Below are 13,269 nucleotides of genomic sequence, written 5' to 3' on the forward strand. Positions count from 1 at the left end.
GCCCGCCGTGGCATCCTGATCAGACCCGGACCTCTCCGAAGGTCGACGCTCCTACACCACGCGCGGGGGCACTATCGACCCTCGGCGCCCACGGCCCTCAGGGGCGATCGGCCTGATCATGTGTTGCTACCCTGCCGCCGCGCAAGGCGGCCGTTTGTCATGTTTGCGGCATTCAGATGAAGGCCAACATCGGCGGGGTGGACGCAGGAGACATGGTTTGGATCACGCGATAGACTTCCCGGGAGGTGGAGACTCGCGGAAATGACCGTCAAACGCATCGTATCGAATATCGCAGCCTCTTCACTCGAGGAGGTCAGCACGTTCTATTCGGAATTGTTCGGGCTGCGGGCTGTGATGGATCACGGCTGGATCGTGACCATGGCGTCAGACGAACTTTCCTTGACGCAACTCAGCATCGCCACGGCAGGTGGCTCGGGAACCGCGGTTCCAGATCTCTCGATCGAAGTTGAGGACGTAGATGCCGTCTATCGGCGTGCCAAGGCCCTTGGTCATACAATCGAATACGAACTGACTGATGAGCCATGGGGCGTCCGTCGCTTTTATCTGTTCGATCCCACCGGAAAGCTCCTCAACGTCTTGTCTCACCTCGGCTGAGCGACGCCCAGATGGGCTCGGCGCCGACTTAGGGCGGAGCAGAGAGCAGTTGCTCATGGAGGACCCAAGCGTTCGGCACTGAGGGAGCATTTGGGACGTTCGCCGTTTCGCCATCCGTTGCGGCGCACCTTGCCTCAACCGATCGTTCGCCGCGTCTGCAAAGCCGAGGCCGTCAGCTCAATGGGGCACAGGATAGGTCTTGGAAAGGCGCCGAGCATGCTTTCAGGGTCCAATGGGACGTCGTGCTGCGGTAGCCTTGCCGCTCTGCGAAGCGGCCGTCGGGTTTGGGCCGCTCGGGTAATGCCCTCAGTCGGCAAGGGGGCCGACGCGGGATGTTCGCGCATGGTCGCAACCATCGCGCAGCTGTTCGCCTTCCTGTCACCCTACCGCCGGGCATGCGCGCTCTTTCTGGCGGCCCGTGCGCCGGGTCTCCGCCCTTTAGCGACAGCCTACGAGGTTCTTTTGCCGATGAGAGCGAGCACCGCGCCCTGCGGGTCGCGGGCGTTGAGGATGAACTCGCCGCCCGGGATGACCTGAGGACCCATCAGCATCTCGCCGCCATTCGCCACGATGTATGCAGCTGCCTTGTCGATGTCGGCGACGCGGAAATAGAACAGCCACTGCGACGGCATGTCGCCGGAGGACATCATCGCGCCGAGGAACGAGGCGTGGGGCGGGTTGCGGAGCATGTCGTAGGAGCCGGCCGGGCCCATGTCCATACTGTCGGCCTTCTCCCAGCCGAAGCAGTCCGCGTAGACCTCGAGCGCCGCGCCGGGGTCCGTGGTGCGCAGCTCGTTCCAGGCGCAATGGCCCTCGCGCGGGGCATCCTGCGCGAAGGCCTGGCTTGCCTCGTCCGAGGCACCGTGCATGAGGTAGATCGGCGCGCCCTGCGGGTCGTGCAGCAGCGCCATGCGTCCGACCCCCTCCATGGTCACCGGCTCCATGATCACGCGGCCGCCGTGCCGAACCATGTCCCGCGTCGATGCATCGACGTCGTCGACCCCGATATAGCCGGCCCACATGGTCTGCGCCCCGGCCTCGCAGGCCTCGGCGGGCAGTCCGAACAGCCCGCCGGCCTGCGGCCCGACCCTGGAGAAGATACGGTAATCCATCCCGCCGCCGGACCCCGCGGGCTCGAAGGACCAGCCGAGCAGCCCTGCGTAGAAGGCCTGCGACGCGTCCGGCTCGCGGCTCATCAGCTCGTACCAGATGAAATCGCCATGATGGTTGGGCATCTTTGCGTTCCTTTCGGTCAAGGTGGGTCGTGCGGTGGCACGGGCAGGGCCGGATGGCCCGCCCTGCGCCCCGGCGGTCAGTCCGCCTCGGACATGGCGGCCGGGCCCTCAGCCGCGGCTTCGGCGCTCATCCACATCGGCTCCCAGATGTGCCCGTCGGGGTCGGCGAAGCTGCGCCCGTACATAAAGCCGTGATCCTGCTTCGGCGTGGGGTCGAGCGTGCCGCCCGCCTCGCCCGCGGCCTCGGTGATGGCATCGACCGCCGCGGCACTGTCGCGGCTGATGCAGAGCAGCACCTGCGCCTCGGTCCGGGCATCGACGCGCCGCCTGTCGGTGAAGGTTGCCCAGAACTCGTGGGTGAGCAGCATCACGTGGATCGTCTCGGACAGGGTCATCGCCGCGGCCTTGTCGTTGGTGAATCGCGGTTCGTTGCGGAACCCGATCGCCTCGTAAAACCGCTTGGCGCGGTCAAGGTCGGCAACCGGCAGGTTGATGAAGATCATCTGTGACATCTGGCTTCCTCCTGAGCTGAGTCTGATGTGGACAGGCTAGGGGTGATGAGTTACAAATAGCAACCATGAAGTTACAAAAAGAAACTGATGAGCGGAAAAGCCCCCACGGTCGCTGGTACGCCGATGCCTGCGGCACCGCCTTCGGGCTCGAGATCCTGGGCGAACGCTGGGCGCTGCTCATCGTGCGCGAGCTCATGTTCGGGCCGCGCCGCTTCTCGGACCTGCGCGCAAGCCTGCCGGGGATCAGCGCCAAGGTGCTGACCGAGCGGCTCGCGGGGCTCGAGGCCAGCGGCGTGCTGCGGCGCGAGACGGCCCCCGAGCCCGCGCCAGCGCAACTCTACGGGTTGACGCGCTGGGGGTACGCGGCCGAGCCGATCCTCCAGGAACTCGGCCGCTGGGCCGCCGCCTCGCCGCTGCATGATCCGACCCTTCCGCTGTCACCGGTTTCCTTCATGCTCTCGCTGCGCACCATGTTCGACGCCGGGGCCGCAGGGGGACTTGCGGCAACCGCGGTGTTCGCGATCGGCTCCGCGCGCTTCACCGCGCGGCTCGGGGATGGGGTGCTGCCCGTCGCGCGCGGCGAGACCGAGGATCCGGACCTGCGCTTCGAAGCGGGCAGCGGAGCCGCGCTGGCCGCCGTGTTCTACGGCGGCGCGCCGCCCGATGCGGTAGGCGTCGTGATCCACGGCGACCCCAAGCTGGCAGCGCGTTTCGTCGGCCTGTTCACGCTGCCGGAGCCGATCCCGGACTAGGCGCCGGGACGGGCCGTCTCTGGCTAGTTGCCAAGGGCTAGCCGTGGTCGTGGATCACGCTTTCAAGCGCCAGCCTCCGGCGCCAGCCACGGGCCTCGAGCTCCGGCTTCAAGTAGAGCTCATCGACGTAGCCCGCGCAGAGATAGGCAACGATTTCAACGTGGTCCGGGATGCCAAGCAGCCTGCGCAGGTCATCAGGCCGAAAGATCGAGACCCAGCCGATCCCGACACCTTCCGCGCGGGCGGCCAGCCAGAGGTTCTGAACCGCGCAGACCGTCGAATAGAGATCCATGTTGCTGTCGTGGGTCCGGCCGAGAACGACCTTCCCGCCCCGGTTGCGGTCGCAGGTCACGCAGATGTTCAGCGGAGCGGTCAGGATCCCCTCGAGTTTCAGGGACCTGTAGAGCGCCTTTCGATCTTCCTCGAACATTTCCGCGGCCTCGGCATTGGCGCTGAGAAAGGCCGCATGGACGGCGGCGCGGCGGCCCGGATCGCGGATCAGGTGGAAATCCCACGGTTGCATGAACCCGACGGAGGGCGCCGCATGCGCGGCCGCGAGAATGCGCCGGAGGGCGGCGGGATCGATCGGGTCGGGCCGGAACTCGTTCCGGACATCCCGGCGGGCGTTGATGATATCGTAGAGTGCCTGACGTTCGCCTGCGTCGAAGCGGCGGGCAGGCTGCGGAACCGCGGCCTTGGCAGAAGTGTAGGGGGTCATCTCGAGCCTCGCATCGTTCAAGGCGCCGCGGGCTCCACCCCGGGGCGCAATGACGCCAGGCCGGTCTTCTGGCTCCGGATCACCTCGTGCTGGCGCCTTCCCGGGACCTGCCCAGTGGCCTGTGCCAAACGATCACCGATACAGCGGCGGGCCCGCGCCGGATTTGCACCGGCTTCCCGATTCTCCCCCGGAGGGGCACCTGACGATGCCCTTATCCCGCGACCGGTGCCAACACGCAAACGGGCATTCGATCGCGACGCCCGCCGGAAGTCCGTCGAAGGGCCGGACGGCGGCCCCGCACCTGCAATCGCCTCGCGGCCGTCGTGTCAGTCGAGCATCACCGCGTAGCCCGCGATCACCGCCAGAAACGAGGCCAGCAGGTACCCGGCGACGATCACGGTCGTGGTCGGATACTGCGGAGTGAGTGGCGCTGCCGGGGCGGAAAGGCTGCCGGCCAGAACACCGGTGCCGGCGTCGTCGTCTTGGGGATCAATGGCCATATCGGGGTCTGCTGAAGCAAGGAAGGTAGACTTTCCGAACAACCGGCGTCCGAGGACGGTTCCGCGCGGGAGCGGTTCTATCCGCGTGACTGCGGGTCAACCCCAGCGGCAGCCGGTGAGGGGCGATTTTCCGATGTACGCGGGACCTGAACCAGCCTGACGCGGTTCAGCCAGAGGACATCCCCATGTCCACCCGCCCAGCGAGATTTCGGAAGGCGTTCGAGCAGCCCATGACGGCAGCGCACCAGGTCCTTCGAGAGAGAGCACCCATGCCAGGTACCGTGTTGCGAGATTTAACGCATGGTGGCTGAACCACCTCAATGAGGCTGGCTCACGACCGGATGGTGGCGGCGGGGTTGCCCGGAGATGTGACATATGTTGGCGCGCCGCATTCGGGGCAGAAGGCGCGACGCTTTTCATTGCCGAAGTCGCCGACCGCGGACCATATCCAAGGTGTGCCCTCCACCGTCACCGGGTCTGGGTCCGCAAAAACCCCGTAGGAACAGCGCCGGTGCCGGACCGTGTCTGGCACTGCTTGCACTGACAATGCAGTTCGGCCACCGGATCGCCTTTCGTTTCGTAGCGGACAGCGCCGCCGGTGCATCCTCCTGCATGGTTCGGAGTCATGGGCTCTCCGGTTTCGTTTGGCGCGTGTGTTTCAAAGGTCGAGGCCTTGGCCGGTCTCAAGGAAGGACTTCATGCTCGACAGGACGAGGGGCCAGCCCTTGCCGATGCCCTTTTCCATGCCACTGCCGGGCTGCAGTTGGTCGTGGGTGACGGTGAGCTTGACCATCCCGCCGTCGGCCTCTTCAATTTCAAAGGTTACACGGCTTTCCTCGTCGGGATCGCCGTCCTTGGAGGCGGCTGACCAAGTGATAACCAACCGGTGCGGCGGGGCGGTCTCGACAACCTTGCCGACGATCTCGACAGGGCGGTCCTCGTTCGTGCGGATGTGTTCCCACCTTGCGCCCGGCGTCCATTCCGACACGTTTTCGTGGCCCCAATAGCGGCGGGCGATATCGGGAGTCGTGATCGCCTCGTAGATCTTGTCCGGCGTGGTGCGGATATAGGTCACGTAGACGAAGCTTGCTGACTTATCGGTCATGTCTGTTCCTCTCGGGTTTTCGAGTTCTTGCTTCAGGTCGTACAGGAGCGTGAGCCGATCCTGTTCGAACTTCCGGACCCACCGCTCGTAGACGTCGTGCAAAGGAACCGGGTTGATGAAGTGGAGCTTCTCGCGTCCGCGCCGGACCGTGCTGATCAGGTTCGCCTCCTCGAGCAGTCCCAGATGTTGGGCCACCGATTGACGCGCCATGTCCAAGTCTTCGCAAAGCTCGCCCAAGGATTGGCCGTTCTTCCCATAGAGGCGGTCGAGCAACCTCCGACGGCTCGGGTCACCAAGCGCCTTGAACACCTTGTCGTCTTCCACTGGCCTCTCCATCACACTCACCTCATCATGCAGGTAAATGCCTGCATGTCAAGTACAGGTATTTACCTGCATGACGGAACCAGGTGGTCCAAGTGTTTTGGGTCGCCGCGCTTCGACGCGAGCTGGACTCCTTCAGTGCACAATGGGCTGTGCACTTGTGGGAGCTGCCAGGCGAGCTGACGCGCGAGTTTGTGTTGGCGGGCGTCGAGGGCCCGCCAGGTTCGTTTCATACGGGCTGCGGCGAGAGTGCGGTCTCAGCAGATCTCTTGGGCGAACTTTTCGGCGTGATCTTGGCAATGCGCATGCCGAGACGCGCGAGCAGCGCGGCGTCTTCGCTCGCGGACGGATTTCCGGTAGTCAGCAACTGCTCCCCCACGAAGATCGAGTTTGCGCCCGCCAAGAGGCACAGCGCCTGCAATTCGTCGCTCATCCCGGTGCGCCCGGCCGAGAGCCGCACAACTGAGCGGGGCATGAGTATCCGTGCAAGCGCCACCGCGCGGACCAAGGCGAAGGGATCGACCTTCTTGGCGCGCTCTTGGACCGGCACGCCGTCGACGGCATTCCATAGGTTCACCGGCACGCTCTGGGGGTGTTCGGGCAGAGTGGCAAGCGTAACCAGCATGGCGATCCGATCCTCTTCGGCCTCGCCCATCCCGAGGATCCCACCGCAGCAGACCCGGATCCCGCCCTTGCGGACACGGGCGAGAGTCTCCAGTCGGTCCTCCATCGTCCTGGTCGTGGCGATCTGCGAGTAATAGGCGGGAGAGGTGTCGATGTTGTGGTTGTAGAAATCGAGTCCGGCTTCCTTCAACCGCGTTACCTGCTCCGGGCTCAGCATACCCAGCGTCATGCAGGTCTCGAGGCCGAGCTCGGCCACTCCCTGAACCATCTCGCAAAGATGATCCATGTCGCGGTCCTTGGGGCCGCGCCATGCTGCCCCCATGCAGAAGCGCTGCGCCCCGGCCTCCTTGGCCCGCTTCGCGGCGGCAAGGACCGCCTCTGTGCCCATCAGTTTGCTTGCCTTCACGCCTGTGTCGTAGTGCGCCGACTGCGAGCAATAGCCGCAATCCTCCGGGCAGCCGCCGGTCTTGATCGACAGCAGGCTGGCGGTCTCGATCTCGGTGGGGTCGAAATGGGCACGGTGCGCGGCCTGCGCCTGAGCGATGATCTCGGGGAAAGGGAGGGCATGGATCGCACGCGCCTCTTCCATCGTCCAGTCCGTGCGGATCATGCGAAGCGCCCTTTCAGGCGGTCCGCCGCTGAGACGAGTGTCGCGGCCAGCGCGACTTTCAGCAAATCAGCAAGAACAAATGGCGTGAGGCCGGTTCCGAGAAGCTTCGGGGCCGAGACAAAGAGTGCGAGCCAGGCGAGGCCGACCGCATAGACCAGGGCAAGGCCCGCGATCATCGCCGAGGCCATGCCGAGCCAGCCACGGCCCTGTGCAAGTGTACCGATGAGCGGCGTCGCGAGCAGGTATCCGGCGAGGTAGCCGCCGGTTGGGCCCGCCATGTAGGCGAGACCGATGCCGCGTTCCGGTGTGCCCGAAAAGACCGGCAGCCCGAGCGCGCCCGCGCCGAGATAGGTCATCATGGCAGCAAGGCCGAGCCGCGGCCCCAGTCCCGCCGCGACGAGGAAGATCGCCAGCGTATGCAGGGTCATCGGAACCGGCCAGAAGGGGATCTGGACCTTGGCCCCGATCGTGATCAGCGCGGCACCGGCAAGGGCAAGCACGAGGCTGCGCCATAGCGGCAGGCCATGCGCGTGCGTGGGTGTCAGGGGTGTCATCGAAAGGCTCTCCTCGGGTGGTTGGATGATGAACATCAAACTCGAGCAGAGAGCGGTTTCGAAACAACTCAGATTATAGATAATTATCCCAAAATATCGTAGGTATCTGTGAGAGTTGCATTTTTTCTTGCCGGCTTGCGCTTGCCGATCCAGCCGACGTGCCGTGCCAGGACGGTGCAGGCCAAGTCGACCTGCCCCTTCCGCAACGCCTCGAGGATGGCCCGATGGTCATGATCGGTGCGCGCCTCCCAGTCCCGTCGCCAGGCGGCGAAGAGGAAGCGTGCGCTGGCAGCATGTAGATCATCGATGCTGCGCAGAAGACGGGGCATCTGACAGGGCGACAGGATGAGCCTGTGGAAATGCCGGTTCGCGGCCTCCCAGTCTCGGACATTGCAGGCGCGGTCGCCCTGCCGTGTGACCGCATCAGCCTCGGCCAGGATCGCGCGGGTCATTTTGGGCGCGGCATTGCGCAGCGCCAACACTTCGAGACTGGCCCGCATCTCCGCGACCTCTCTCAGCTCGGCAACATCGAAATCTGTTACGCGGTATCCCCGGCGCAGTTCGCTCTCAGCAAGTCCCTGCGCCTCCAGCGAACGGAAGGCCTCTCGGACGGGCACATGGCTGGCCTGAAATTCGACGGCGATATGGTCCTGCCGAAGCCGGGCGCCGGGCGGAATGGCCCCGGAGATGATCCGATCCGCGAGCACCCGCGCAATGCGCGCGGACTGGGTTTCTTTGCGTGTCATGCCAGACCCATAGCGCGGCGGCGAACGCTGTGCCATGCGCTGCATGGCGCAGCCCCGCTGCCGTGCCGCGACGCTCCCGGCCCTCGGCTGCCCTTGGCCAGCTCGCCTGTCGCTACGGGGCACTTTCCCGAGCCGGACATGCATGGAGGCGCGCAACGGAGTCAGAAGGTCCAAGGTCGGAAGAGCGCAGTAAGCGAGCTCTAGCTGCGGTCTCGGCTGATCTCCGGCCAACTTGCCCAGCCCCCGTTGGTATCTTGAAAATCTTGGCAGAATCCTCCTGACCGGTGAGGGGACTGCGGTTTTCGTGCGCTGCTGATTGGCGAAAGAAGCGCAACCTGAAGTGCGTCTTGAGTGCATCTGCAAGTTGCGGGATCCCGGAGTCAGCTATCGCGGAGGCATGGCGCGACACGCGAATGTCAGGGCGTCCTGTGCTGCGCCGGACAGGGTTTCCCGGCGGTAGACTGCGGAGACCTCGAGAGGGGGCGCCGACCCAAATCATGGGGAACTGCCCCAGTGGAGCCAGCTTCAGGTCGGGGTGTGCCGTGTCGGTCGAGAGGAAGGCAAGATCGAGCTGACCCGTCGCCAGATTCTTGAGCAAAGTCGCGCTCTGTGGGCGAGATGCTCGGCCTTCTCGACGAGCTGGGCGTGGCCTATAATACGATGCTGATGTTCGCGACCGGCAACGGCGCCTACTCCGTCGCATGGCCGGATGGTGGCAGCCACCCGTTCCGAGGCGAGAAGGGCGTGGGGGGCTACAAGGGTGCCTTCAAGGTTCCGGTCATGGTCAAGTGGCCCGGGGTCATCCCGGCAGGCATCACCACCGGCGAGTTCATGACCATGGAGGACTGGATCCCGATGATCATGACGCAGCTGGGTCAACCCGATCTGAAGGAGCAGCTGCTGACCAGCTAAACCGCCGGGGAAAGGAGCTTCGAGAAAATTCATCTCGACGGCTATGACCAGACCGCACTGATCAAGGGTGAAGGTCCGACCCAGCGGAAGGAATTCTTCCGCTTCACCGAAGCGACGCTGAACGGTGCCCGCTATGGGGGCTACAAGCTCCTGTTCAAAAAGCAGGACCGCTGGTTCAATGGCGTGCGCGAGGACTTTGTCCTTCCGCAGCTGATCAACCTCAAGCTCGATCCTTTCGAGCGCTTCACGGAATCCCGTGGCTAAAAGACATGGCTCGAGGATCGCTCCTGGATGTTTGCCCCCGCTGCGCAGATCGTGGGAGGCCTCGAGCAATCGCTGCAGGAATACCCGCTACGGATGGTGAGCTTCGACATCAACGTCGACAATATGCTCAAGGCTATTGCTCCCGCACCGCACTGATCGTCGCATGTGCCAATGATGCCCTCGGTCAGCCTTGGCCGTGGGTATCTTGTTGTTCGGCTGGACGGAGCCTACTCGCGACCGAAGCAACCGTCGGCTCTGTCCGCACCACTGCCAGCCAATGCTCTCGGAGCGAAAGTCCGCCTTGCCGCATGGGCAACTCGAGGCCAAGGGCAGTTTAGGGCTGCCTTCAGCCATCCCTTCAATGTGGGAACCGCGCCTACCTCTGAGGTCACGAGCAACGACGACAAGCCGCGAAAGCGCCCTACCTTCTGTGCGCACGGTCACAGACCAGCATCAGGAGGAAGAACCATGGCACAACCCAAGATCGCAGTGATCTTCTACTCGACCTACGGCACCAACCATCAAGTCGCTCTTACGGCCGCTGATGCCGCCAAGGACGCTGGAGCGGATGTTAAGCTTCTTCGTGTCGCTGAGACGGCGCCAGACTCTGTCGTGAACGGGCAGGAGGCGTGGAAAGAGCAAGCTCGGAAAATGGCGGACATTCCCGTCGTCACCCCTGACGACATGGTCTGGGCTGATGGCTACTTCATCAGTGCCCCGACGCGTTATGGCCAGTCTGCCTCTCAACTTCGCGCCTTCATCGATACGCTCGGTGGCGTCTGGTCCGAGGGAAAACTCGCAGGCAAGACGATCACAGCAACCACCAGCGCCCAGAACCCACATGGTGGTCAGGAGGCCACCACCTTGGGTCTCTACACTTCCGCGATGCACTGGGGCGCCATCATCGTGCCGCCGGGCTACACCAGCGATGCCATCTACGCATCGGGAGGAAATCCCTACGGCTACTCTGCGCAAGCCGGTCAGTTTGATGACGCCGGCAAGGCATCGGTCGCCCATCAGGCCCGGCGTTTGGTTGAAGTGACCTCAAAGCTCGTTGCTTGAAGGACGATCCCACACGCCGGCAGCGGAAGAACCGGCGTGTGGGATTTCGGGCTATTCGGTCCTCGGCCTCAGTAAGACCAAGTCGGCGAGACCGCCGTTCTTGAAAGTTTCCCGAGCGACATCCTCCGATTACCGAAGTTTTTGCGGTCTTCGGCGTAGCAATCTAGGGCGGATGCGATCCTGTGCTCTCCGCCCAAGGGCGCTGCGACCTCATCGATCACAGCGGCCAACTGCCCCGGATAAAACGCGCGTTTCTAGTATCATGGACCTTCGGCACCAATTGCGGTGATCGCCTCTGGGGGGCGTATGCAACTCAATGGCGCGAGGGCGAGCCGATCTCGGGAAATTGCCGGGGCGCTGCTCATGTGCTCTGGCGCTCGGCCTGTGGCAGCCTCGAATCCGGCCGGGCCGCGTTCCGAGCTTTCGCTTCCGGACTGGTCAATCGACGTGACTGGCCTAGGTACAAGGAAAACTCGCGATGGAAAGTCGCGCCAGATCACAGGGGGGAGAGCGTTGACACGCAGGTTGGTCAACCTCGGGAGCGGTTTCTGGAATATCCGCTGCACCATGAAAGTAGCCGGGCTCGTCAACATCGGGACGCAGGTCTCAATCGTTCGGCTGCGGAGCGGGCGTTTCGTATTCCTCGACAGCTACACGCTCAATGGCGAAATCCGCGAGCTCGTCATGCGGCTCACTCAGGACGGCAGTCTGGTGGAGGCGGTTCTCAACCTTCATCCGTTCCACACGCTGCACTGCGCCGCCATGGTGCGGGATTTTCCGGCTGCGAAGTTCTATGGCTCCGAGCGACACCATCGTGTCTGTACCTCGGTGCCTTGGGAAACCGAGCGCGTGGAAAGCGTTGCGGTTGCAGAGAGGTATTCTCGAGACCTTCAATTTTCCCTGCCGGCGGGCATCCAGTATTTCTCTGAAAATGAGAAGGTACACGCGGGTTCGCTTCTGGCATTTCATCCGGCCAGTGGATCGCTCCACATTGACGACACTCTGAATGTTCTTCCTGTGCCAGCGGCTCTGCGCGGGTACGTGCCGCGGCTCGTCCTGCATCCCACGCTAGAGGCGGCGATGAATGCCGAGGACGGCGCGGGTGAGAAGTTCTGCCAATGGCTCGAGAATATCGGGTCGCGATGGAGCGGCACGAAGTCTGTGTGCGCGGCCCACAATGGTGTGGCGCGCTTTGCGGAGGGCGGTTTTGAGCAGGTTATGCGCGGCCTTGCAGCGCGGGCTCGGAAAAGACGGCTGCCTAGCTTGGGTCAAGGTCCGCGCTGCAGAGCTTGCCAAAGTCCCATGACGCGCAATTCCGTGGCGGACTCTGGGATGAGGAACGTGCCGTCGGCGTTCGCCTCGACTTTGCGCCCATTGCCGAGCACATAGCGTTGGCGGGTTCCGTCAGATTGCCTGAACACGGTGACGGCGCGGCCGATCACGTCTTCGCACTCCATGATCTGAATGTTGGTCCATTCGGCTGACATGTCTTCCTCCAGCGCAGTGATGTCGCCGCTCGATGTCCAGCCTGTTGCAGTGCTCTGTTTTCTCTCAACGTCGGCGATAGGGCCCGGTCTCGGCAAGGGGAGATTTCAACTTCAGGCAGATTGCGCTGGCTTTCGCTCTAGTTTTGCAAGGTGTGATCATTGCCGGGTGTGTAGGAAAACCGCACTCCGCTGCTGCAATTCGGAGGGGTGTGGCGCTTGGCACGTGATTGTCACGGTCAAGCGGTCGCGCCGGCGGAGCAACCACCCGGCGTGCCCCTGTGGTTTCAGAGTGCGTAAGGCTTCTCGGACGATCACCTATGGTTAGCCCAAATTTCGGCGGCGATATGGTCCTGTCGGATGCGCGTGTCGGGCGGGCTCGCACCCGAGGTGATCCGGTCCGAGAGCACCCGCGCGATGCAGGCGGAGTGAGTTTCTGTGCGGGACATGCCAGATCAACGGCCCGGCGGTTGCTGGCGTGCCGCACGGAATGCCGACCCTTCGATTTTGGCGGGCTGGTAGTGCTTCGTCTGGCCCGGCTGCGGAGCATCGTCCAAGACAGTTGTTCTGTCTCTGCCGGAATAAAGGACGCGCGCCGACCGGCGCGCGTCCCGATCAGAAGCGTGAAAGGGGGCTCACCCCTCGGGGCAGGCCGAGCCGGTCTCGATCCACGCTTTTGTCAGCTGTCCGAAGATTTCCTGCGTGCCGGGGGCGGGCTCGCGGCCCTTGCCCGGCTCCCAGCCCCAGCCCACCAGCCCGTCCGTCGCATTGTGCTCGTGCAGCGCGTCCATGTCCTTGCCGCCATTGCGCGCGGGGTCCTTGAGCTGAGCGCAGATCTCGGACGCGCTCTTGCCCACCCAGCCCATCTCGATCGGGGCAAGCTGCCAGGGCGAGTGTCCGGGGATCGACCCCTCGCCGGTGCTGAAGGCGAAGTTCTCTTCGCCGTGGCAGGTGTTGCAGCGCATCCCCGGGGCGCCGAAATCGGCGTCGCCGCGCACCACCGGCGGCACGTGCGGATGCATGTCCATGCCCTGTCGGGGCGTGTCCCCCACCGGATGGCAGTTCAGGCAGCGGGGGTGTTCGATGACCGCCATCATCTCGGAGAACAGCGCCACCGAGCGTTCGGTCTGGTCCTCGATCCCGTCGAATTCGTCGACGGTCCGCAGCCCATTGACGGTCTCGGCGAGGGTCGGCAGGGCGAAGAAGGCGGGCGCGGCGCAGAGCAGCGCCGCCGTCAGGATCGTCTTGCGCATGG

17 protein-coding genes and 1 riboswitch are annotated in these 13,269 nt (G+C 64.1%); of the genes, 5 read left to right on the top strand and 12 right to left on the bottom strand.

The window, feature by feature from the left end; translation table 11 throughout:
• Positions 1 to 261: 261 nt before the first annotated feature.
• Positions 262 to 615, top strand: coding sequence for a VOC family protein (locus IQ782_RS17850; protein WP_194136033.1), 354 nt, complete (start codon positions 262 to 264; stop codon positions 613 to 615).
• Between the two features lie 449 nt (positions 616 to 1,064).
• Here IQ782_RS17850 and IQ782_RS17855 read toward each other — a convergent pair whose 3' ends face one another.
• Positions 1,065 to 1,850 carry a VOC family protein gene (locus tag IQ782_RS17855; RefSeq protein WP_194136034.1) on the bottom strand — a complete coding sequence of 262 codons (786 nt, stop codon included), beginning with the start codon at positions 1,848 to 1,850 and terminating at the stop codon, positions 1,065 to 1,067.
• A 77-nt stretch (positions 1,851 to 1,927) separates the two neighbouring features.
• Positions 1,928 to 2,362 carry a VOC family protein gene (locus tag IQ782_RS17860; protein ID WP_194136035.1) on the bottom strand — a complete coding sequence of 145 codons (435 nt, stop codon included), beginning with the start codon at positions 2,360 to 2,362 and terminating at the stop codon, positions 1,928 to 1,930.
• Positions 2,363 to 2,427: 65 nt separating this feature from the next.
• Here IQ782_RS17860 and IQ782_RS17865 point away from each other — a divergent pair, with 65 nt between their 5' ends.
• Positions 2,428 to 3,114: a winged helix-turn-helix transcriptional regulator gene (locus IQ782_RS17865; RefSeq protein ID WP_194136036.1), complete on the top strand. Its 687-nt coding sequence runs from the start codon at positions 2,428 to 2,430 to the stop codon at positions 3,112 to 3,114.
• Between the two features lie 37 nt (positions 3,115 to 3,151).
• Here IQ782_RS17865 and bluB read toward each other — a convergent pair whose 3' ends face one another.
• From bluB to IQ782_RS17895, 7 genes are all read right to left on the bottom strand, one after another.
• A complete protein-coding gene (gene bluB, locus IQ782_RS17870; RefSeq protein ID WP_194136037.1) occupies positions 3,152 to 3,832 on the bottom strand; it encodes a 5,6-dimethylbenzimidazole synthase in 681 nt (226 codons plus the stop codon).
• 41 nt (positions 3,833 to 3,873) lie between these two features.
• Positions 3,874 to 4,050: riboswitch (cobalamin riboswitch) on the bottom strand.
• A 108-nt stretch (positions 4,051 to 4,158) separates the two neighbouring features.
• A complete protein-coding gene (locus tag IQ782_RS17875; RefSeq protein ID WP_194136038.1) occupies positions 4,159 to 4,332 on the bottom strand; it encodes a hypothetical protein in 174 nt (57 codons plus the stop codon).
• A gap of 468 nt (positions 4,333 to 4,800) precedes the next feature.
• Positions 4,801 to 4,959 carry a GFA family protein gene (locus IQ782_RS30510; protein ID WP_476707524.1) on the bottom strand — a complete coding sequence of 53 codons (159 nt, stop codon included), beginning with the start codon at positions 4,957 to 4,959 and terminating at the stop codon, positions 4,801 to 4,803.
• 31 nt (positions 4,960 to 4,990) lie between these two features.
• Positions 4,991 to 5,761 carry an ArsR/SmtB family transcription factor gene (locus IQ782_RS17880; protein ID WP_338092606.1) on the bottom strand — a complete coding sequence of 257 codons (771 nt, stop codon included), beginning with the start codon at positions 5,759 to 5,761 and terminating at the stop codon, positions 4,991 to 4,993.
• 226 nt (positions 5,762 to 5,987) lie between these two features.
• Positions 5,988 to 6,992 (bottom strand): biotin synthase BioB, encoded by a 1,005-nt coding sequence (gene bioB / locus IQ782_RS17885; RefSeq protein ID WP_194136040.1) that lies wholly within the window; start codon positions 6,990 to 6,992, stop codon positions 5,988 to 5,990.
• Positions 6,989 to 7,546 carry a biotin transporter BioY gene (locus IQ782_RS17890; RefSeq protein ID WP_194136041.1) on the bottom strand — a complete coding sequence of 186 codons (558 nt, stop codon included), beginning with the start codon at positions 7,544 to 7,546 and terminating at the stop codon, positions 6,989 to 6,991. The genes bioB and IQ782_RS17890 overlap by 4 nt, the downstream gene beginning before the upstream one ends.
• 83 nt (positions 7,547 to 7,629) lie before the next feature.
• Positions 7,630 to 8,292 carry a GntR family transcriptional regulator gene (locus tag IQ782_RS17895; protein ID WP_194136042.1) on the bottom strand — a complete coding sequence of 221 codons (663 nt, stop codon included), beginning with the start codon at positions 8,290 to 8,292 and terminating at the stop codon, positions 7,630 to 7,632.
• A 618-nt stretch (positions 8,293 to 8,910) separates the two neighbouring features.
• On the opposite strand from IQ782_RS17895, the gene IQ782_RS17900 reads away from it, so the two are divergent.
• From IQ782_RS17900 to IQ782_RS17905, 3 genes are all read left to right on the top strand, one after another.
• The gene (locus IQ782_RS17900) at positions 8,911 to 9,204 is read left to right on the top strand and encodes a sulfatase-like hydrolase/transferase (protein WP_194136043.1); all 294 of its coding nucleotides are present in this window, start codon (positions 8,911 to 8,913) and stop codon (positions 9,202 to 9,204) included.
• A gap of 291 nt (positions 9,205 to 9,495) precedes the next feature.
• Positions 9,496 to 9,624, top strand: coding sequence for a hypothetical protein (locus IQ782_RS30205; RefSeq protein WP_277347868.1), 129 nt, complete (start codon positions 9,496 to 9,498; stop codon positions 9,622 to 9,624).
• A 312-nt stretch (positions 9,625 to 9,936) separates the two neighbouring features.
• Positions 9,937 to 10,530, top strand: a complete 594-nt coding sequence (locus IQ782_RS17905; RefSeq protein ID WP_194136044.1) for an NAD(P)H-dependent oxidoreductase — start codon at positions 9,937 to 9,939, stop codon at positions 10,528 to 10,530.
• A 606-nt stretch (positions 10,531 to 11,136) separates the two neighbouring features.
• Here the strand turns inward: IQ782_RS17905 and IQ782_RS17910 are convergent.
• The 3 genes from IQ782_RS17910 to IQ782_RS17920 all read right to left on the bottom strand — a co-directional run bounded on the left by IQ782_RS17910 (position 11,137) and on the right by IQ782_RS17920 (position 13,267).
• Positions 11,137 to 11,475, bottom strand: a complete 339-nt coding sequence (locus IQ782_RS17910; protein WP_194136045.1) for a hypothetical protein — start codon at positions 11,473 to 11,475, stop codon at positions 11,137 to 11,139.
• A gap of 323 nt (positions 11,476 to 11,798) precedes the next feature.
• Complete coding sequence (locus IQ782_RS17915) at positions 11,799 to 12,017, bottom strand: MHC class I heavy chain (RefSeq protein WP_194136046.1); 219 nt, start codon at positions 12,015 to 12,017, stop codon at positions 11,799 to 11,801.
• Between the two features lie 632 nt (positions 12,018 to 12,649).
• The gene (locus IQ782_RS17920; protein WP_194136047.1) at positions 12,650 to 13,267 is read right to left on the bottom strand and encodes an Isoquinoline 1-oxidoreductase subunit; all 618 of its coding nucleotides are present in this window, start codon (positions 13,265 to 13,267) and stop codon (positions 12,650 to 12,652) included.
• Positions 13,268 to 13,269 lie beyond the last annotated feature (2 nt).

The organism is Salipiger mangrovisoli (assembly GCF_015223355.1).
In the GTDB taxonomy this organism is placed as follows: domain Bacteria; phylum Pseudomonadota; class Alphaproteobacteria; order Rhodobacterales; family Rhodobacteraceae; genus Salipiger; species Salipiger mangrovisoli.